Consider the following 19,917-nt stretch of genomic DNA (forward strand, 5'->3'; position numbering starts at 1 on the left):
TATGCTGCCGCGCCGCATCACGCGGTGTTTCCGGGCCGGCGCAATCCCTTGAGCAGCAAGCATCCCGTCACCGTCCGCAAGTCGTTCTGGCGCGCCGTCGTGCTCGCCCTCACGGTGGCCGCGCTCAACTTCGGCCTGTGGGCGTTCCTCAACCGCCCGGTGCAGATCGCCGACTGGAACGGCCGCGTCGAAGGCATGGCGTTCAGCGCGTTCCAGCGCTACCAGGATCCGACCCGCGGCCTGTTCCCGAGCGAGGCCGAACTCGCCTCCGACGTTCGCATGCTGTCGCGCTATACCAAGCGCCTGCGTACCTACTCGTCTGTCGAAAGCCCGCAGATCCCTCGCCTGGCGGATTTCTACGGCATGGAGGTCATGTCGGGCGCCTGGCTCGACCGTCGACTCAAGAAGAACGACGAGGAGATCGAGGGCCTCATCGCGCTGTCGCGCAAGTACCCCAACATCACGCGGGCGATGGTCGGCAACGAGGTGATGCTGCGCGCCGACATGACGCTGGACCAGCTCATCGCCTACATCGACCGTGCGCGCGCGCAGCTCAAGATCCCGGTCTCCACCGCCGAACCGTTCTTCGTCTGGGAACGCAACCCGCGGCTCGCGCGGCACGTCGACTTCATCACCGTGCACCTGCTGCCGTACTGGGAACACATCCCGCGCAAGGACGCGATCAACTTCACGCTGGGCCAGTACTACCGGCTCAAGGAGCTGTTCCCCGACAAGCCCGTGATCATCGGCGAGATCGGCTGGCCTTCGAACGGCGACCGCAAGACCTACGCGCAGCCCTCGATCGAGAACGAGGCGCAGTTCATCCGCGAATGGATCAACGTGGCCGAGCGCGAGCGCATCGACTACTACATCATGGAAGCGATCGACCAGCCATGGAAGGAGATCCTCGGCGGCCGCGCGGAAGCGTACTGGGGCATCTTCAACGCCGCGCGCGAACCGAAGTTCTCGATGACCGGCACGGTCGTCTCCGACCCGACCTGGTGGATCAAGGGCCTCGCCGCGTCGCTGCTCGCGCTGATCCCGATGTTCTGGTTCGCGCGGCATTTCATACGCTTCTATGCGACCGGCCTGTTCTTCTTCCTCGGGCTGATCCAGCTGTCGTCGTCGGTGATCGTCTGGTCGATCAGCGTGCCGCTCGCGTTCTACCTCAGCCCGCTGGACTGGAGCATGCTGCTGCTGCTGTTCCCGGCGCAGATCGCGATCATCCTCGTGCTGCTCATCAACGGCTTCGAGTTCACCGAGGTGATCTGGCGGCCGACCTGGCTGCGCCATTTCCACCTGCTCGAGCCGAAGACCGACGCCTCGCAGCCGTTCGTGTCGATCCACCTGGCCTGCTACAACGAGCCGCCCGAGATGGTCATCCTCACGCTCGATTCGCTGGCCGCGCTCGAGTACGAGAACTTCGAAGTCCTCGTCATCGACAACAACACCAAGAACGAGGAGGTCTGGAAGCCGGTCGAGGCCTACTGCGCCAAGCTCGGGCCGCGCTTCCGCTTCTTCCACCTCGCGCCGTGGCCGGGCTTCAAGGCCGGCGCGCTCAACTACGGCATCGAGCAGACCGATCCGCGTGCCGAGGTCATCGCCGTGGTCGACGCCGACTACGTCGTGCGCAAGGACTGGCTCAGCGCGCTCACGGGCTACTTCGCCGATCCGAACGTCGCCGTCGTGCAGTGCCCGCAGGCGCACCGCGACTTCGAGCACAACCGCTTCCGCCGCATGACCGCGTGGGAGTACGACGGCTTCTTCCGCATCGGCATGCACCACCGCAACGAGCGCAACGCGATCATCCAGCACGGCACGATGACGATGGTGCGCAAGCACATGCTCGTCGACACGGGCTCGTGGTCGGAATGGACGATCTGCGAGGACGCCGAGCTCGGCCTGCGCCTCATGCACAAGGGCTACGACCTCGTCTACGTCGACGAGCTCATGGGCAAGGGCCTCACGCCGGCCGACTTCACCGCGTACAAGTCGCAGCGCTACCGCTGGGCCTTCGGCGCGATGCAGATCATGAAGGCGCGCTTCGACTGGATGGTCAGCCGCGACAGCCCGCTGAGCCGCGGCCAGAAGTTCCACTTCCTGACCGGCTGGTTCTCGTGGTTCGCGGACGCGCTGCATCTCGTGTTCACGATGATGGCGATCGTCTGGACCATCGGCATGGTCGGCTGGCCGCAGTACTTCACGCTGCCGATGGAACTGTTCCTCGTGCCGATCATCGGCTTCTTCATCAGCAAGGCGTTCTTCGGCATCGTGCTGTACCGCAAGCGCGTGCCCTGCGGCTGGTACGACACGCTCATGGCGTCGATCGCGAGCATGGGCCTGTCGCACGCGATCGCGCGCGGCATCTTCCTGGGCCTGTGGCGCAAGAAGGGCGAGTTCATCCGCACCGCCAAGAGCCGTCGCCTCAACGACAAGCCGAGCGCATTCTCGTCGGTGCGCGAGGAGCTGCTCATGTTCATCGCGCTGTGCGGCTGCGTGATCGGCATGCTGCTGTCGAGCGCGATGCAGTACACCGAGGGCAAGCTGTGGATCACGATCCTCGCCGCGCAGGCGATCCCGTACGCGTCGGCGCTGATCGGCGCGTGGGTCGCGCACCGCTCGGGCGACACCGTGGGCTGAGGTTCCGCGCGGCGCCGCGCAAACGAATGTGAACGCGCGCCGCGTACGGCCGGATGGCTAACACCGTTCGAACTTTTCTCCTGCTATAACGAAAACCGGCCCGAATCTTCACATCCCCGCCATGATCCAACGCAGCTCCCCCGGACGCTGGCGCGCGCTGATCGTGCTGATCGCGACCTTCGCCGCCGCGCCTTCGTGGGCCGCACGCGTCAGCGTGCAGATGAGCGGACTCGACGGCGAACTGCGCGATGCCGCGCTCGTCGCACTCGAGCTCCAGCAGTACGTGAACCGCGACGTGAGTCCCGCGCAGGCGCGCCGCCTCTACCGCCGCGCCGAGGACCAGATCGCCGGCGCGCTCGAGCCGTACGGCTACTACAACGTCAAGGTCGAGGGCGAGCTGAAGGCCGAGGGCGGCAACTTCGTCGCCGAACTCCGAGTACAGCGCGGCGAACCGGTGCGCGTGACCGATATCGAGATCGACATCGACGGCGAGACCCAGGGCATCCGCGCGATCGATCAGGCACGCGGTGCCTTCGCGCCACGCCGCAACCAGCCGCTCGACCACGCCCAGTACGAACGCAGCAAGGCCGCGATACACGCCGCGCTGTTCGGTGCGGGCTTCCTCGACGCGAAGCTCGCCGAGCACCGCGTCGCGGTCACGCGTGCGGCCAACACCGCGACGATCCACCTGCGCTGGGAGGTCGGCGAGCGCTATCGTTTCGGCGACGTGCACTTCGAGGGTGGCCAGTTCCCCGACGCGTTCATGGAGCGCTACATCCCCTGGGATGCATCCGACTACTACGCCCAGGACGAACTGCTGCGCTTCCAGCAGCAGCTCATCGACGCGAACTACTTCTCGGTCGCGCAGGTGCAACCCGATACCGAGAAGGCCGCCGACGGCGTCGTGCCGATCGCGGTGATGCTCGCGCCGGCCAAGCGCACCGTCTACACGGGTGGCGTGTTCGTCGGCACCGACACGGGTCCGGGCATACGCGGCGGCATCGAGCGGCGCTGGGTCAACGATCGCGGCCACAAGCTCAAGTTCGAGACCATGCTCGCGCAACGCCTCAAGACGCTGAGCTCGCTGTACCAGATCCCGCTGCCGGGGCGTGACAACCACTCCTACAACTTCGGCGCGACCTACCGCGACGAGAACACCGACACCAGCGAGTCCAAGACCCTGCGCCTGACCGCGAACGACTCGCGCATGTGGCACGGCTGGCTACGCACGATCGGCATCAACTTCCTGACCGGCGACTTCAAGGTCGCCGAGGAGAAGGGCACCACCACGCTGCTCTACCCCGAAATCTCGTACGCGAAGAAGCGCGCCGACGACCTGCAGTTCCCGCGTCGCGGCTGGTCGCTGACGCTGGCTGCGCGCGCAGGCTCGAGCGCCTTGCTCTCGGACACGAACTTCGCCCAGGTCACTGCCGACGCGAAGTGGATCCGCGGCCTCGGCGACAACAGCCGCTTCATCGCGCGCGGCTCGCTCGGCTACACGCAGGTCGACAACTTCGATCGCCTGCCACCCGAACTGCGCTTCTTCGCCGGCGGCGACCGCTCGATCCGGGGCTACGCGTTCCAGACCGTCGGCCCGCGCCGCGAGGTCGCGCCCGACGAGACGCCCAAGGTCATCGGCGGCGAGCAGCTCATGGTCGCGAGCGCCGAGTACGAGTACTACTTCACGCCGACCTGGGGCGCCGCCGCGTTCATCGACGCGGGCGATGCGTTCAGCGGCAGCAACTTCGACCTCAAGATCGGCGCGGGCGTCGGCGCACGCTGGCGCTCGCCGGTCGGCCTCGTGCGTGTCGACGTCGGCACGCCGGTCGGCGACAAGTACGCCAGCGGGGTCGAACTCCACGTCATCATCGGACCCGACCTGTGACGCGCGCCCTCAAATGGATCGGCCTCGTGCTCGTGGCGCTGCTCGCGATCGTCGCGATCGTGCTCGTGTGGGTGCTGCGCTCCGAATCGGGCGCGCGCTTCGTGCTCGATCAGGTCAAGGACGCGCTCGAAGGCAAGCTCGCGATCGAGCGCAGCAGCGGCAGCCTCGCCGGACCGCTCGTGCTCGAAGGCGTGCGCTACACCGACGCCGCGGCCGGCGTCGACGCGCGCATCGCGCGCGTGTCGGCCGATGTCGGCATCCTCGCGCTGCTGTCGCGCCGCGTGCAGGTCGACGATGTCGCCATCGACGGCGTCGACGTCGCGCTGACGACCGTTCCGCCCACGCCCGAGGATCCCGAGTCCGCGCCGTTCTCGCTCGAGGCGCCGATCGACATCGCGCTCGAGCGCCTCGCGGTGCGCGGCGTCACGATCACCCAGGACGGCGCGCCGCTGTTCGCGGCCGACAGCCTCGACGTCGCCGGCGGCTGGACCGGCAGCGGCCTCGTCGTGCGCGAACTCGCGTTGCGCGCGCCCGAAGGCAGCGTCGATCTCGACGGCACGCTCGCCACCGCGGGCGGTTACTCCGGACGCGGCCAGACGCGCTTCACGTGGCGCGTCGGCGAGGTCACGTACGCCGGCACGCTCGCGAGCGCGAGCGACGGCAGCACCGCGACGCTCGACGCGACGCTCGCCGAGCCGGTCGCGGCGACCGTCAAGGCCACCCTCGGCCAGAACGATGCGCTGCCGTGGACCGTGTCGGTCGATGCGCCGACCTTCGATCCGAACCGCATCGTGCACGACAGCGGCGTGCAGACGCTCGCGCTCGCGCTGCAGGGCTCCGGCGACAAGGCCGGCGGCACGCTGACCGGCGAGGTCGCCGTCGACGGGCATCGCGTGCGGCTCGATCCGCTCACGTTCACGCATGCCGACGAGGTGCTCGGCATCACGACGCTCGTGCTGCGTTCGCCCGAGGCCGCCGGTTCGATGACCGCGAGCGGCGAAGTGCGCTACGCGCAGACGCCGCCGTCGGCGACACTCGCGGTTGCGTGGGAGGGCGTCGAGCTGCCCGCCGATCTCGTCGGCCAGGCGCTCGCGACGCAGGGCCGCGTCGACGTCGCCGGCAGCGCCGAGCAGTTCACGGCCGAAGGCGCACTCGACGTCGGCCCGCCGGGCCAGCCTTCGCACCTGACCCTCAAGCTCGCCGGCACGCCGCAGGCGATCGCGCTCGAGACGCTCGCGCTCGTGCAGCCCAAGGGCGGCCTCGATGCCAAGGGCACGGTGACGCTACAGCCCGCGATCGGCTGGCAGCTCGAGGCGACCGCAAAGGCCTTCGATCCCGGCGCATTCGCGGCCGACTGGAAGGGCGCACTCGATTTCGCGCTCGCCACCGACGGCCGCATGACCGACGCCGGCCCCGAGACGACGATCCGCCTCGATCGCCTCGCCGGCACGCTGCGCGACCGCCCGGTCTCGGGCAAGGCGGATCTCTCGATCAAGCCGGAGTTCGTCGTCGACGGCACGCTGTCGCTGGCCTCGGGCCGCAGCACGGTCGAGGTGCGCGGACGCGGGGGCCAGCAGACCGACGCGACCGCGCGCATCGACGTCGCGTCGCTCGCCGACTGGCTGCCCGATGCGGGCGGCACGCTCGGTGCCGACGTGCGCGTGCACGGCAAGTGGCCGAACCTCGACATCGATGCGAATGCCAAAGGCCAGGGCATCGCCTACGCGGGCGTGCGCACCGAGGCGCTCGAGCTCGTCGCCGACGTCAGGAACCTCGAGAAACCCGCCGGTGCACTGACGCTCGATGCGAAGGGCGTGATCCAGGGCGAGACGCGCTTCGACACGTTGCGCGTGCAGGCCGACGGCAACGAGGCTTCGCACCAGCTGCGCGTCGACGCCGACGGTGCGCCCGCGAGCCTCGCCTTCGACCTCGCCGGCAACGCGAAGGACGGCCGCTGGAACGGCACGCTCAGAACCTTGCAGCTCGAACCCGTGCAGCCGACGCTGCCGCGCTTCGACCTCACCGACGCGATGGCGCTGTCGTGGGACGGCAAGCGCTTCACGGCCGCCGACAGCTGCCTCGTCGGCACCGAGCGTCGCCGCACACCGCCGCCCTCGCCCGCCGCGGCGAATGCCGAAGCCGCGATCGGCGACGATGCCGAGCAGGCCGCGACGGCGGCTGCCGAGGAACCGGTCTCGCGTTCGCCGGCACGCCTGTGCGTCGGCGGCAGCGGCGGTGCCGACGGCAGCGTGTCGGCGCGCTATCGCCTCGAACACCTGCCACTGCGCCTCATCACGCGCCTCGCCGCACCCGATTCACCGGTGCGCCTGCGCGGCGAGCTGGCCGGCGAAGGCGCGATCGAACGCACCGCCGCAGGCGCGCTCAGCGGCAGCGCGACGATCACCTCGGCCGAAGGTTCGGCGTTCTACACGGGCAGCGGCAACCAGCCGCTGCTGAGCTACACGGGCTTCGCGGTCGACGCCACGTTCGCGCCGCAGTCGATCCAGGCGAGCGTGCGTGCCGGCCTCGACCACGACGGCCGCCTCGACGGCCGCGTCACGATCGCCAGCGCCGCGGGCGGGCCGCAGACGCTCGACGGCCAGGTCGACCTCGCGATCAACAGCCTCGCCTTCCTCGAACTGCTCACCGCCGAAGTCGCCAACACCAAGGGCCGCGTCAGCGCGAACTACGCGATCGGCGGCACGCTCGAGGCCCCGCAGCTCACCGGCGCGATCACGCTCAAGGAGTTCGCGACCGAAGTACCCGTCGCCGGGCTCAAGCTGCGCGACGGCGACATCAGCCTGCGCGCGATCGACGCACAGCGCTTCGCGCTCGAGGGCAGCATCACCTCGGGCGAGGGCAAGCTCACGATCTCGGGTCAGGGCGGCCTCGCCGAGGCCGACGCGATGACGGTCGCGATCAAGGGCGAGAACGTGCTCGCCGCCGACATCCCGGCCGCACGCGTCGTCGTCACGCCGGACCTCACGGTCGAGCGCGGTGCGACCGGCCTGCTCGTGCGCGGCAAGGTCACGGTGCCGAAGGCCAACGTCGATTTCTCGAAGCTCCCGGGCGGCGGCGTCAGCGCAACCTCGCCCGACATCGTGATCACCGATGCCGAACGCGAAGTCGCCGGCGCGCCGTCGCCGGTCACCGCGAACGTCACGGTGGTGTTCGGCGACGACGTCAAGCTCGCCGGCTTCGGCTTCGACGGCACCGTCGGCGGCCAGATCGTCGTCAACGAGCGTCCGGGTCGCGCGACCACGGGCACCGGCACGCTCAACGTCGGCGGCACCTACAAGGCCTACGGCCAGGACCTCAAGATCGAGACCGGCCGCGTGCTGTTCGCGGGCACCGCGATCGACAACCCGGGCATCGACCTGCGCGCGTCGCGCCGCATCGAGGCCGACGAAGTCACGGCCGGCCTGCTCGTGCGCGGCACCGCGCAGATCCCCGTGCTGACCGTGTTCTCGGATCCGACCATGGAGCAGTCCGAGGCGCTGTCCTACCTCATCACCGGCAAGCCGCTGTCGGCGCTCAAGAGCGGCGAAGGCGACATGCTCGGCACCGCCGCGCGCGCGCTAGGCACCGCCGGTGGCGACCTGCTCGCCAAGAGCATCGGTGGCCGCCTCGGCGTCGACGACATCGGCGTCGCCGACAACGCCGTGCTCGGCGGTGCGGCGTTCACGGTCGGCAAGTACCTCTCGCCGAAGCTCTACCTGAGCTACGGCGTCGGCATCTTCGAACCCGGCGAAGTCGTCACGCTGCGCTACCTGTTCCACAAGCGCTGGAACTTCGAGGCACAGAACGCGACCACGGGCAGCCGCGCGGGCATCAACTACCGTTACGAGCGCTGAGGCGCGGGATTTCGCTACCAGGCTTATTGCTGCCCAGGAAAAGTTCGAATCGACTTCCGGAACGCATCGCAGTCCGAGGCTTCTGCGGATGAAGAGCGGGGACGTCGACGCTTTTCGCGGCCATACGGCACTGCGCGCTTGTTTCCTTCTCCCTCCGGGAGAAGGTGGCCCGAAGGGCCGGATGAGGGTCCGGGATCGCGACGATGATCGTACGTGGCACGATCCCGCACCCTCTCCCCAACCGCTCTCCCGGAGGGCAAGGGGCTCAAACGCAGTACCGCTCCACGCAGGCAGTTCGGAGTTGTGCCGCGCAACGGTGGCGCCGTAGATCACCACGCGACAGCTTCGATGACGGCGCGACGCATGCAAGGATTCTCGCCCGACAGCAGCAGTCGCCGACCGCAATGCTAGTCAGGCCATGCGCTCCCCATGGTCGCAGCGTTCATCATGCCCCTCATCGTCCCCGCGCCCGCCAACGCTTATCATGGGCGGATGAATGAACGTGCCGAAACCCTCGTGCGCCAGCTCGCGCTCGAACCCCATGTCGAAGGCGGCCACTACCGCCGCATCTACGAATCCTCGCTGACGACCACGCACGAGGATCCCGTGCGCGAGCGTCCCGTCGCGACCTCGATCTACTACCTGCTCGCGGCCGGCGAGCGCAGCCGCTGGCACCGTGTCGACGCCGACGAGCTCTGGCACTGGTACGAGGGCGAGGCGCTCGAGATGCTGCGCTTCGATCCCGTGTCGGGCGAGCTCGTGCGCCACGTGCTCGCGCCGGTCGGCCACGGCTCCGCCCCCGTGTTCGTTGTGCCGGCCGGCTGGTGGCAGGCGGCGCGCCCACTCGGCGCCTACGCGCTGGTCGGCTGCACGGTCGCGCCAGGTTACGAATGGCGCGGCTTCCGCACGCTCGACGACGCGCCCGAAGTGGCCGAGGCGCTGCGTGCGCGGGGACTCGAGGCCTGAGATGTCCTCGCGTGAGCCAAGGCGATCCGACGTGAGCCTCGGCGCACGCACGCCCCCTCTCCCCCGGCCCCTCTCCCGCGAGGGGAGAGGGGAGACACCCGACGCGTCGCAAGCGTCGGCATGATGAGCGTGACGCGTCGCGTCGCTTCGATCACGTCACGTCGAGCCACGTCGCGTCGACTACGCCACATCGCGTCTCGCAGGATCGTGTGACCGCACGTGCGAGGCGCTCGTCCGATGTCGGGACCGCTCCTTTCGTGGCAACTCGACGTGGACGGCCGGACGCGTGCGGGACGACCCGCCGCGTGCGCTAGAGCCGACCGGCTGCGCCGTCGAGCAGCAGGTTCCGCAGCGGCGCGACACGCCCCGCGACCCCCAGCGCGGCACCACGCACGAGCGCAAGTGCGCCCGACGGTGACGCGAACGTGCGCTCGATGAGGTCGAACGCGTGCGCGGCGAGCGTGTTCTCGCTGCGGCGCTCGCGCGCGTAGCGACGCAGCACGTGCGCCGCACCGGGATCGCCGCCGCGGCGACGTGCCGTGGCGAGCACGCCGCGCAGACAGCCCACGTCGCGCAGGCCAAGGTTGAGGCCTTGCCCGGCCAGCGGATGCACCGCGTGCGCGGCATCGCCGACGAGCACGCAACGCCCTTCGACGTAGCGTTCGGCGAGGCGCAGGCGCAGCGGGAACGCAAGGCGCGTCGTCGTCGAGGTAATCGGACCGAGGCGGAAGTCGCTCGCGCAGCCGAGCTCGGCCATGAACGCGTCGTCGTCGAGCGCGAGCACGCGCGCGGCCTCGGCCTCGGGCAGCGACCACACGATCGAGCTGCGCCCGTCGGCGAGCGGCAGCAACGCGAGCGGACCGCCCGGCTGGAAGCGCTGCCACGCGGTCGCCTCGTGCGCGCGCTCGGTGCCGACGTGCGCGACGACCGCGCGCTGGCCGTAGTCGCGGTCACGCGTGGCGATGCCGAGCTGCGTGCGCAGCGGCGAACCGGCACCGTCGGCGACGACGACGACGCGCGCGCGCAGGCGCGTGCCGTCGGCGAGCGTCGCGACGGCCGCGTCGTCGGCGTTCTCGACCGACTCCACCGATGCCGGACACAGCAGGCGTGGCGCAGCACCCGCATCGGGGGCGAGCAGGGCCTGCCACAGCACATGCTGCAGCAGGCGGTTCTCGACGATCCAGCCGAGCGCGGACTCGCCACGTTCGGCCGCGTCGAAGCGCAGCTCGCCCGGGGCGAGTGCATCCCACACGTCCATGCGCGCATACGCACTCGCGCGCGCGGCGCGCACGGCCGGCCATACGCCGAGATCGTCGAGCAGCGCGACCGCGTCGGGCGCGAGCGCGACGACGCGCAGGTCGACCTCGTCCTCCGCGCGCCACGGCGCCGGTTCACGAGGTTCGACCACGGCCACCGACAGGCCGTCGCGTGCGCAGGCGAGCGCGGTCGCTGCACCGACGATGCCGCCACCGACCACGAGCACGTCGAGTTCGTCGCGGCGGCTCATCGCGGCAGCGCCCGGCGCGCGACGTCGCCACGGAAACCCATGCCGCGCAGCGCGACGCGGCGCCGCAACGCGCTGCTGTGCGCGAGCACGCCGAACCCGAGCGTGCGCAGCGCCGACAGCGGCAGCGTGTCGTTGCCCATGAGGCGCACGAGGTCGTCGCTGAAGGCCGTGGTCGCGTCGCGGTCGGGAGTGCGTCGCTGCACGTAGGCCTCGAGGCGTGCGGCATCACCGGCATCGCCATCGCGGCCGGTGACATCCTCGAGCAGCTCGGCCAGCGTGAGTGCGTCGCGCAGGCCCAGGTTGAAACCTTGCGCACCGAGCGGATGCACGGTCTGCGCGGCATTGCCGACGAGCACGGCGCGCGGCGCGACGAGCGCATCGGCCATCACGCGTGCGAGCGGGTAAGGACGCCGCGCACCGGGTCGCGAAAAGCGCCCCGCGCGCCAGCCGAAACGCTCGTGCACGAACGCGAGGAAGGCCGTGTCGTCGAGCGCCGCGATCGCCTCGGCCTCGTCACCCGGCACGCCGAGCACGAGGCCGGCACGCGCACCGCCGAGCGGCAGCAGCGCGACCGGACCGCTGTCCGTGAAGCGTTCGTAGGCGAGGCCGTCGAGCGGGCGTTCGACCGTCAGCGTCGTCACGATCACGCTCTGCGCGTAGTCGACGCGCTGCGTGCCGATGCCGAGGCGATCGCGCACGAACGAGGCGGTGCCGTCGGCGCCGACGAGCAGGCGCGTCGTGAGCGTGCGTGCGCCGTCGGGCGTGTCGAGGCGCAGCGTGACGGCCTCGTCGCCAAGCTCGACCGCGACGAGCGTCGCCGGTGCGTGCCGGTCAAGTGAGCGGCACGCATCGAGCCGCGTGAGCAGAGCGTTGCCGAGTTCGCGCGCGGGCAACACCGCGCCGAAGTCGGCCAGGCCGAGCTGCGCGGCGTCGAAGCGCACGCTGCCGAAATCGCCGCGCCGGCTCACGTGGATGCGCCGGATCGGCGCCGCGCGCGCCGCCACGTGGTCCCACACGCCGAGCGAGGCGAGCCCGTTGAGCGTCGCGTGCGCGAGCGCGAGGTTGCGCTCGTCGTAGCTCGGCTGCGCGTCGACGCGCGGCAGCGCGGCCTCGACGAGCGCGACGCGCAGGCCGCTGCCCTCGAGGGCGATGGCGAGGCTGGCGCCGACGAGGCCGCCTCCGACGATCACGACATCGTGGTGTGCAGTCATGCGCGCATGATAATCCCTGGCCCACCACGGCGGCTTCCGGCCCCGACGCGGCAAACGAGCGCGCGACGACGCTCAGCGCCTGCCGACGTCGTCGCCTTGGGCTGCATCGACGCAGGCATCCGGGCGAAGGGCAGGCATCCACCCCTCCGCTTTCGACCGACTGGCGCGCAGGTACCTGCGGTAATCCGATCGCGCGTCGCAATCCCCGAGCTCGGCGGCGAGCCGCAGCCAGAACTCACCCTCCGGCACATTGCTGACGCTGTCGATGTAGTGGTAGCTGAGCCATAGCGCCGCATCGGCCTTGCCGTTCAGCGCGTCACGCTTGATGCCGGCGATCACGGCTTGGGGAATCGGATCATCCGGATTCGGATAACGGGAGAGCGGATGGTCCGCGGGGACGTCCGCTCGTCGCGGAAGGAACGGCTCGGCTGCAGGACCCGACGAGCGCTCGCCTTCTGCCGCCCGAACCGGGAACGTCGAACCCACGGCAACGACGATCACCAGCATCCACCGCTTGTCCATCGCTCCGCCTCCGTCCCACGCAGCGCGTCTCGCCATGCATCGCGCGGGCGGCATCATGGCACGCCCGACCCGGCCAGCCCCACCAACGGCATACGGAACCCGGACGTCGCACTGGCAGAATGCCGTTTCATGCCCGTGACCGGGCCTGCACCGGGGATCCCATGCGCCGCCTCCTTTCCGCCGCCGCGATGCTCGCGGCGACCTGTGCCGCCGCGGCACCGCTCGAGCACCGTTTCGCGCGCGACCCCGCGCAGCCCGTCGACGCCTGGTACGGCGCGCGCATCGCCGAGTACACGACCGACCCGGCGTTCAACACGATCCTGACCGAGTACCTGCCGGCCTCGCCGACCGTGCCGACACCGGCCAAGGCGCTCGGCGACGTCTCGGGCGCGCCGAACAGGCTGCCCCGGCTCGACACCGTGCACGGCTACTTCCGCACGCTCGCGGCGAGCAGCCCGCGCGTGAAGGTGTTCAGCATCGGGCGCTCCGAGGAAGGCCGCGAGATGATCGTCGCGGCGATCGCCGACGAGGCCGTGCTCGCCGACATGGACGCCAACCGCGAGCGCCTCGCCCAGCTCGCCGATCCGCGCAGGATCGGCCTCGACGACGCGCGCGCGGCACCACTGATCGAGGCCTCGGTGCCGGTCTACTACCTGACCGGCGCGATCCATTCGACCGAGACCGGCACGCCGACCTCGCTCATGGAGCTCGCCTACCGACTGACCGTCGACGAGGCGCCGTACATCCAGGCCATCCGCAAGAACATGATCGTGCTGATCACGCCGGTCGTCGAACCCGACGGCTGGGAGCGCATGGTCGACCTCTACGCCTGGCACCGCGCGCATCCCGACGTGACGATGCCGCGCCTGCTGTACTGGGGCCACTACGTCGCGCACGACAACAACCGCGACGCGATGGTCGCCTCGCTCGCGCTGACGCGCAACATCATCGACAGCTACACGCAGCAGCATGCGCAGGTGCTGCACGACCTGCACGAGTCGGTGCCGTTCCTCTACGACAACACGGTCGGCGCGGGCCCGTACAACGCCTGGGTCGATCCGCTGCTCGTCAACGAGTGGAACCAGCTCGGCTGGAACAACGTCGAGACGCTGACGCGCCTCGGCCTGCCCGGCGTGTTCACGCACGGCAACTTCGATACCTGGAGCCCCGGTTACCTCATGTTCGTGGCGGCGATGCACAACGGCATCAGCCGGCTCTACGAGACCTTCGGCAACGGCGGCGCCGACACGGTCGAGCGCATCCTCGATCCGGAAGACTACGAGCGCACCTGGTACCGACCGAACCCGCCGCGCGCGACCGTGCTGTGGTCGCAGCGCAACAACAACAATTACTCGCAGAGCGGCGTACTGACCGCGCTCGACTACTTCTCGCGCAACGGCAAGCAGTTCCTGCACACGTTCTGGCTCAAGTCCAAGCGCGCCGTGACCAAGCCGCAGGATGCGGGCCCGGCCGGCTACGTGTTCAGCGCCGATGATCCGCGCCGCAACGCGCAGGCCAAGCTGCTCGAGGTCATGCGCCGCCAAAAGGCCGAGATCCACCGCCTCGACGCGCCGCTCACCGTGAGCTGGCCGGTCGCGTCGACGCCGCTGTCGAAGGGCGCGGCCGACGCCGAAGGCGATGCGAAGAAGGCCCCGCGCACGCGCACGTTCCCGGCCGGCAGCTACGTCGTGCGCATGGACCAGCCGTACTCGCGCATCGCCGACACGCTGCTCGACCGCCAGTTCTGGGCACCGGACGATCCGCAGAAGAACCCCTACGACGACACCGGCTGGTCGATGGGCGACCAGTTCGGCGTCGACGTCGAGCGCGTCACCGACCTCGCCCTGCTGCAGGCGCCGATGCGCCGCGTCGACGGCGCGGTCGATGCGTCGCGCACGCAAGGCGACGGCCGCGTGCGCCTCGTCGCCAACGCCGCGACGGCCGAACTCGCGAGCCTGCGTTTCGCCGCCAAGGGCGTCGCGATCGACGTCGCCACGGCCGCGTTCGAGGTCGACGGCCGCCGCTTCGCGCCGGGCACGCTCGTCGTCCCCAAGTCCGATGCCGCGTTCGACGCGACCCTCGCCAGGCTCGGCCTCGACGTGCAGCGTGCCGCGGCCGTGCCCGAGGTCGCGACGCGCCGCCTGCGCCTGCCGCGCGTCGCGGTCATGCACACCTGGATCGACACGCAGACCGAAGGCTGGTGGCGCCTCGCGCTCGACGAGCTCGGCGTGCCGTTCACCTACATCAGCACGCAGGACGCCGCGCGCGACGCCAACCTGCGCAAGCGCTTCGACGTGATCCTTTTCGGACCCGTACGTGCACCGAGTTCGCTCATCGTCGACGGCCTGCCGATGTGGGGCGAGCCGACGCCGTGGAAGACCACCGCGCTGACGCCGAACCTAGGCCGCATCGACAGCACCGACGACACGCGCCCGGGCCTCGGCGCGAGCGGCGTCGAGAACCTCAAGCGCTTCGTGCGCGAAGGCGGTGTGCTCGTCACCTCGCAGGGCACCGCGCAGTTCGCGATCGAAGTCGGCCTCGCGCCGGGCGTGAGGGTCGCGCCCAAGCGCGACCTGCGTATCAACGGCACGATCGTGCGCGCACAGCCGACCGAATCGGCGAGCCCGGTGACCTGGGGCTACGACGGCCTGTTCCCGGTCTACAGCGCCGACGGCATGGCCTTCACGCTGAGCTGGATGGTCGGCGGCGATCGCCGCGACCTCGTCACCGCAAAGACCCACGAACGCCCGACCGGTCGCGGCGGCCCCGACGACATCGACATGCCGCAGGGTGCCGGCTATCCGGCGCCGCACGCGCTCGCCGATGCCGAGCCGTGGCAGGCGATACCGCTCAACGCCGAGCAGCAGCGCAACAACCTGCTGCTGATCCCCGAGGCCCTGCGTCCGCGCGCCCTGCTGCGCTTCGCCGACGACAAGGACCTGTTCGTCTCGGGCCTGCTCGACAATGGCGGTGCGATGGCCCGCCGCGCCGCGGTGGTCGATGCGCGCTACGGCGAAGGCCACGTGCTGTTGTTCGGCATCAATCCGCTGTGGCGCGGCGCGACGCTCGGCAGCTACCCGCTCGTGACCAACGCGATCCTGCACTTCGACGCGTTGTGATCGGAGCCGATGGCGAGGCGGCGATTGCCGCCTCGCCATCGATGCGGCTCGCAGCGGTCGGATCGCGGAATGCGCGGATCAGGGATCGTCGCGCCGCGCGATCGCGCGCGTGGTGGTCAGGCCGATCAGGCGCGACACGACCAGCGCGATGTACATGACACCGGCGAATTGCTCGAGCATGACCAGCGCACGCGCCTGCGGGCGCAACGGCATGATGTCGCTCAAGCCCACGCCCGACAGCGTGCTGAAACTCAGGAACAGCAACTCCATCCATGTACGCGGCGACTCGGGATCGAGCGCGGCCGTGAAGCTGCCCGGGTACCACTGCTGGCACACCGAGAACGAGAATGCGAACGCCCATGCGAGCAGCGTGAAGGTCGCGCCCGCCGCGAACAGCTCATCGCCGCTGACCGTGTGGTCGCGCAGCATGTAGGCGGTCAGGCCCGCGGCCGTGTAGAAGTACAGCGCGCCTTCGAGCAGATGCGCGAACGCGTTGAGGCGCGTGTAGTCGCCGATCGCGGCGACGATCGACAGCGCGACCGACGGCAGCGCGATGGCCCACGCGACCCAGTTCAGCGCCGGGCTGCGGTTGACCACCCACAGCGCGAGCGCCAGCACGCAGATGCCGAACGCGCCGAAGAACGCGCGTCCCTCCGGTGTGTTCTCCATCGCCGGGTACAGCAGCACGCCGAGCAGCTGCACGGCGAGCAGCCACGCCGACGGGTGCCTGCGCGTGATCGCGAGCCATTTCAGGAACGGTCGTGCCGCCATCGCCAACGCCTCATGCGGAGATCGTGCAAAACGGTGTCATGGCGCTCGCCCGTCGGCGCGCGGTGCTAGGCTGCTCGCCCCGACCTGACGACGAGCCGAACGCCCTTGGACCTCATCCTCGTCCGCCACGGCGGGATCGACGCGGGCGCCGGGCGCTGCATCGGCCGGACCGATCTGCCGCTGTCGACGCAGGGCTTCACGCGCGTGCAAAGGCTCGCCGCGAGCTGGACCGGCACACCGCCACGCTTCCTGTTCTGCAGCGACCGCCGCCGCGCGCAGCAGTCCGCGCAGGTGTTCGCCGCACGCTTCGCGACCGAGCCGCTCGCCGATGCGCGTCTGCGCGAGCTCGACTTCGGTGCCTGGGACGGGCGCGAGTGGAGCGACATCCACAAGACCGACGGCGAGCGCCACCGGCGCTGGCTCGAGAACTGGGTGATCCAAGACGCACCCGACGGCGAGAGCTTCGCCGACGTCCTGCAACGCACCGGCAGCTGGCTTGCCGCGCTGATCGGCTCGACCGGCGAAGACGACTGCGTGCTCGCGATCGCGCATGCGGGATCGATCCGCGCACTGCTGTGCCATGCGCTCGGCCTGCCGCCCGCGCGTGCGACCGCGCTCGGCGTCGACGAGGCGCGCGTGACGCGGCTGCGCCACCGTCACGGCCAGTTCGCGCTGCGCTGCCTCAGCACGGTGCAGTTCCAGGACGACTGAGGCCGCGCTCACGCGACCTCGCCCGCGGCGTGCCCGGACGCCCACGCCCACTGGAAGTTGTAGCCGCCCAGATGCCCGGTCACGTCGACGACTTCGCCGATGAAGAACAGGCCCGGCGCGAGCTTCGACTGCATCGTGCTCGACGACAGCTGGTCGGTGTCGACACCACCGAGCGTGACCTCGGCCGTCCGATAACCTTCGGTGCCGCTCGCGACGACACGGAACGCGGCGAGCTGTGCGGCGATCGCGCGCAACTCGGACTCGCGGTACTGGCGCATCGGTTTGCTCTCGAACCACACCTCGCACAGGCGCTGCGCGAAGCGGCGCGGTAGCGCGTCGGCGAGCACCGTGCGCAGCTCGGCGGCAGGACGCGCCGCGCGCGCCTCGGCCAGCAGCGCTTCGGCGTCGATGCCCGGCAGCAGGTCGAGCACGAGCTCGTCGCCAGGCTGCCAGTACGAGGAGATCTGCAGGATTGCCGGCCCGCTGAGGCCACGGTGGGTGACCAGCAGGTCGGAGCGGAAGCTCATGCCATTGCAGGACACCTCGACCGGGAACGCGATGCCGCTGAGGTCGGCGAAGCGCTCCTGGTGCTTGCCGCTCAACGTCAGCGGCACGAGTCCGGCACGCGTCGGAAGCAGCCGATGCCCGAACTGCGCCGCGATCGTGTAGCCGAAGCCGGTCGCGCCCATGCTCGGGATCGACAAGCCGCCCGTGGCGACGACGAGCGAGGTCGCGCGCACGCGGCCGTTGGCGGTCTCGACCGCATAGGCGCCGTCGTCGAGGCGCGTGATCGCGCCGACTGCGCAACCCGTGTCGACGCGCACGCCGGCGGCCTCGCACTCGTCGAGCAGCATGCGCACGACGAGCTTGGACGACTCGTCGCAGAACAGCTGGCCGACATCCTTCTCGTGCCAGGCGATGCGATGGCGATCGACCATCGCGAGGAAGTCGTACGGCGTGTAGCGCGCGAGCGCGGACTTGCAGTAATGCGGGTTCGCCGACAGGAAATTCGCCGGCGTCGTGCCGAGGTTGGTGAAGTTGCAGCGCCCACCACCCGACATGAGGATCTTCTTGCCGACACGGTTGGCGTGCTCGACCACGCGCACGCGGCGGCCACGACGCCCGGCCGTCGCGGCGCACATGAGGCCCGCGGCACCGCCGCCGACCACGAGCACGTCGACCGTGTCGAACTCCGCCACGCCTCAGGCCTCCTGCAGCAATCGTCCCAGGCGCAGGTCGGGCGTGATCTCGATCGTGCTGCCACGCTCGTCCATCCACTGCACGAGGCCGTCCTGGATCAGGCATTGCACGCGCATGCCGCGCTCGCTGAGTGCCGCGAGTGCATCGACCGAAGCCTCGTCGAGGTCGATCACGGTGAGGTTGCGCAGCTTCGACAGCGCGGCACCGTGCTTGTCCCACCACGGACCGGCCTGGCGCGGCGCATAGGTGATCACGACGAGCTCGCGCGCACGGCCGCAGGCGCGGCGGATGCGCGACTCGTCCGGCTGGCCGAGGTCGATCCACAATGCGATCTCGCCATCGAGCTCGTGGCGCCAGAGGTCGGGCTCGTCCTCGCTGCTCAGGCCCTTGCCGAACACGAGGCGCTCGTGCGCGAACAAAGCGAACGCGAGCAGGCGCACCATCATGCGCGCGTCGGTTTCGGACGGGTGCCGGGCCAGCGTCAACGCGTGCGTCGCGTAGTAGTGCCGGTCCATGTCGCTGACCTGCAACTCGGCCTTGTGGATCGTGGACTTGAGCGCCATGCGCGTCCCGGGGGCGGAAAGAGGCGCGGATTGTAGGCGCTGGCGCGGCGCCGCGCCCGTTCAGGCGACCGGAGCCGGACCTTCGACGCTCGAATGCTCGAGATGCACGAGCCCGTCGCCGAAGTATTCGGCGATCGCGCGCGTCACCGACGCGCCGATCAGCACGATGACCGAGCTGTAGTACACCCATACCAGCATGAGGATCAGCGAGCTGGCCGCGCCGTAGGCATCGGCCGTCGTGGTGCTGCCGAGGTAGACCGCGAGACCCCACTTGCCGAACACGAACAGCAGTGCCGTCACCGCACCGCCCGCGACCGCGTAGCGCAGTGGCACGCGCGCATCGGGCACGAAGCGGAACAGGCCCGCGAACGCCGCCGTGAACACGCCGAGCGTCACGAGCTCGTTGGCGACCGCCCAGCCGGCGCCTTCGCGGCTCAGCACGACACTCATGACCGAGCTCGCGACGAGTGCCGTGATGAGCAGGAAGCCGATCACTGCGATCATGCCGAACGACAGCAGGCGTCGGCGGATCCACGACCATACGGCGTTATTGGGCTTCACGGTCACGCCCCAGATCGCGTTGATCGCGGCCTGCAGCTGCGCGAATGCGGTCGAGGCCGACACCGCGAGCGTGATCACGCTCACGACACCGGCGGCGCTGCGCTGGAACAGCTTGCGGTCGGCGTTCTGGGTGACCACCTGCGCGATGTCGCCGACCTGAGACCCGAGCAGGCCGCCGAGCTGCTCGATGAAGCGCTGTTCGGTGCCGGGCGACACGAACGACGCTAACCAAAGCGCGAGCACGATGATCGGCGCGAACGAAAGCGCGCTGTAGAACGCGATCGAGGCGGCCAGCGTCATCGGATCGTGCGAGAAGAAGCGCGTGACCGGATCGATCACGCGATCGGCGACGGCACGTACGCGCCCTGGCCGGGCGACGCGTGGTGCAGGCGAAGTGACCTCGTGCG

The 19,917-nt window shown here is 70.0% G+C and carries 13 protein-coding genes; 6 read left to right on the forward strand and 7 right to left on the reverse strand.

Annotation, left to right across the window (positions count from 1 at the left end):
* Window positions 1-48: 48 nt before the first annotated feature.
* The 4 genes from ACQQ2N_RS00845 (at window position 49) to ACQQ2N_RS00860 (ending at window position 9,345) form a co-directional block, all read left to right on the forward strand.
* Complete coding sequence (locus ACQQ2N_RS00845; protein WP_440223774.1) at window positions 49-2,640, forward strand: glycosyltransferase; 2,592 nt, start codon at window positions 49-51, stop codon at window positions 2,638-2,640.
* 121 nt (window positions 2,641-2,761) lie between these two features.
* Entirely contained in the window at window positions 2,762-4,525 is a 1,764-nt protein-coding gene (locus ACQQ2N_RS00850; protein ID WP_440223775.1) for an autotransporter assembly complex protein TamA, read from the forward strand.
* Entirely contained in the window at window positions 4,522-8,379 is a 3,858-nt protein-coding gene (locus tag ACQQ2N_RS00855) for a translocation/assembly module TamB domain-containing protein (protein WP_440223776.1), read from the forward strand. Before ACQQ2N_RS00850 ends, ACQQ2N_RS00855 begins: the two co-directional genes overlap by 4 nt.
* A gap of 492 nt (window positions 8,380-8,871) precedes the next feature.
* Window positions 8,872-9,345, forward strand: coding sequence for a cupin domain-containing protein (locus ACQQ2N_RS00860; protein ID WP_440223777.1), 474 nt, complete (start codon window positions 8,872-8,874; stop codon window positions 9,343-9,345).
* A gap of 310 nt (window positions 9,346-9,655) precedes the next feature.
* Here ACQQ2N_RS00860 and ACQQ2N_RS00865 read toward each other — a convergent pair whose 3' ends face one another.
* From ACQQ2N_RS00865 to ACQQ2N_RS00875, 3 genes are all read right to left on the reverse strand, one after another.
* Window positions 9,656-10,852, reverse strand: a complete 1,197-nt coding sequence (locus ACQQ2N_RS00865) for a UbiH/UbiF/VisC/COQ6 family ubiquinone biosynthesis hydroxylase (protein ID WP_440223778.1) — start codon at window positions 10,850-10,852, stop codon at window positions 9,656-9,658.
* Complete coding sequence (ubiH, locus tag ACQQ2N_RS00870) at window positions 10,849-12,063, reverse strand: 2-octaprenyl-6-methoxyphenyl hydroxylase (RefSeq protein ID WP_440223779.1); 1,215 nt, start codon at window positions 12,061-12,063, stop codon at window positions 10,849-10,851. The genes ACQQ2N_RS00865 and ubiH overlap by 4 nt, the downstream gene beginning before the upstream one ends.
* 72 nt (window positions 12,064-12,135) lie before the next feature.
* Window positions 12,136-12,585, reverse strand: coding sequence for a hypothetical protein (locus tag ACQQ2N_RS00875; RefSeq protein WP_440223780.1), 450 nt, complete (start codon window positions 12,583-12,585; stop codon window positions 12,136-12,138).
* Window positions 12,586-12,746: 161 nt separating this feature from the next.
* Between ACQQ2N_RS00875 and ACQQ2N_RS00880 the strand changes: the two genes are divergently transcribed.
* The gene (locus ACQQ2N_RS00880) at window positions 12,747-15,704 is read left to right on the forward strand and encodes a M14 family zinc carboxypeptidase (RefSeq protein WP_440223782.1); all 2,958 of its coding nucleotides are present in this window, start codon (window positions 12,747-12,749) and stop codon (window positions 15,702-15,704) included.
* Window positions 15,705-15,782: 78 nt separating this feature from the next.
* Here the strand turns inward: ACQQ2N_RS00880 and ACQQ2N_RS00885 are convergent, their stop codons facing one another.
* Window positions 15,783-16,475, reverse strand: a complete 693-nt coding sequence (locus ACQQ2N_RS00885; protein ID WP_440223783.1) for an ion channel — start codon at window positions 16,473-16,475, stop codon at window positions 15,783-15,785.
* Window positions 16,476-16,580: 105 nt separating this feature from the next.
* Here ACQQ2N_RS00885 and ACQQ2N_RS00890 point away from each other — a divergent pair, with 105 nt between their 5' ends.
* Window positions 16,581-17,186 carry a histidine phosphatase family protein gene (locus ACQQ2N_RS00890; protein WP_440223784.1) on the forward strand — a complete coding sequence of 202 codons (606 nt, stop codon included), beginning with the start codon at window positions 16,581-16,583 and terminating at the stop codon, window positions 17,184-17,186.
* A gap of 8 nt (window positions 17,187-17,194) precedes the next feature.
* Here ACQQ2N_RS00890 and ACQQ2N_RS00895 read toward each other — a convergent pair whose 3' ends face one another.
* Genes ACQQ2N_RS00895 through ACQQ2N_RS00905 form a run of 3 tightly spaced genes read right to left on the reverse strand, consistent with a single transcriptional unit; the run spans window position 17,195 to window position 19,849 of the window.
* On the reverse strand, window positions 17,195-18,328 hold the full coding sequence (locus ACQQ2N_RS00895) for an NAD(P)/FAD-dependent oxidoreductase (RefSeq protein ID WP_440225691.1): 1,134 nt from the start codon (window positions 18,326-18,328) through the stop codon (window positions 17,195-17,197).
* Window positions 18,329-18,388: 60 nt separating this feature from the next.
* Window positions 18,389-18,949 carry a YaeQ family protein gene (locus ACQQ2N_RS00900; RefSeq protein ID WP_440223785.1) on the reverse strand — a complete coding sequence of 187 codons (561 nt, stop codon included), beginning with the start codon at window positions 18,947-18,949 and terminating at the stop codon, window positions 18,389-18,391.
* Window positions 18,950-19,009: 60 nt separating this feature from the next.
* Window positions 19,010-19,849 (reverse strand): YihY/virulence factor BrkB family protein, encoded by an 840-nt coding sequence (locus ACQQ2N_RS00905; protein WP_440223786.1) that lies wholly within the window; start codon window positions 19,847-19,849, stop codon window positions 19,010-19,012.
* Window positions 19,850-19,917 lie beyond the last annotated feature (68 nt).

Source organism: Dokdonella aquatica, assembly GCF_051987395.1.
GTDB lineage: Bacteria > Pseudomonadota > Gammaproteobacteria > Xanthomonadales > Rhodanobacteraceae > Dokdonella.

Excerpts from the sequence above, each read along its gene's own strand:
- ACQQ2N_RS00860 (WP_440223777.1), top strand. The coding sequence starts at position 8,872 with ATGAATGAACGTGCCGAAACCCTCGTGCGCCAGCTCGCGCTCGAACCC.
- ACQQ2N_RS00885 (WP_440223783.1), bottom strand. The coding sequence starts at position 16,475 with ATGGCGGCACGACCGTTCCTGAAATGGCTCGCGATCACGCGCAGGCAC.
- ACQQ2N_RS00865 (WP_440223778.1), bottom strand. The coding sequence starts at position 10,852 with ATGAGCCGCCGCGACGAACTCGACGTGCTCGTGGTCGGTGGCGGCATC.
- ACQQ2N_RS00880 (WP_440223782.1), top strand. The coding sequence starts at position 12,747 with ATGCGCCGCCTCCTTTCCGCCGCCGCGATGCTCGCGGCGACCTGTGCC.
- ACQQ2N_RS00850 (WP_440223775.1), top strand. The coding sequence starts at position 2,762 with ATGATCCAACGCAGCTCCCCCGGACGCTGGCGCGCGCTGATCGTGCTG.
- ACQQ2N_RS00895 (WP_440225691.1), bottom strand. The coding sequence starts at position 18,328 with ATGTGCGCCGCGACGGCCGGGCGTCGTGGCCGCCGCGTGCGCGTGGTC.
- ubiH (WP_440223779.1), bottom strand. The coding sequence starts at position 12,063 with ATGACTGCACACCACGATGTCGTGATCGTCGGAGGCGGCCTCGTCGGC.
- ACQQ2N_RS00900 (WP_440223785.1), bottom strand. The coding sequence starts at position 18,949 with ATGGCGCTCAAGTCCACGATCCACAAGGCCGAGTTGCAGGTCAGCGAC.
- ACQQ2N_RS00875 (WP_440223780.1), bottom strand. The coding sequence starts at position 12,585 with ATGGACAAGCGGTGGATGCTGGTGATCGTCGTTGCCGTGGGTTCGACG.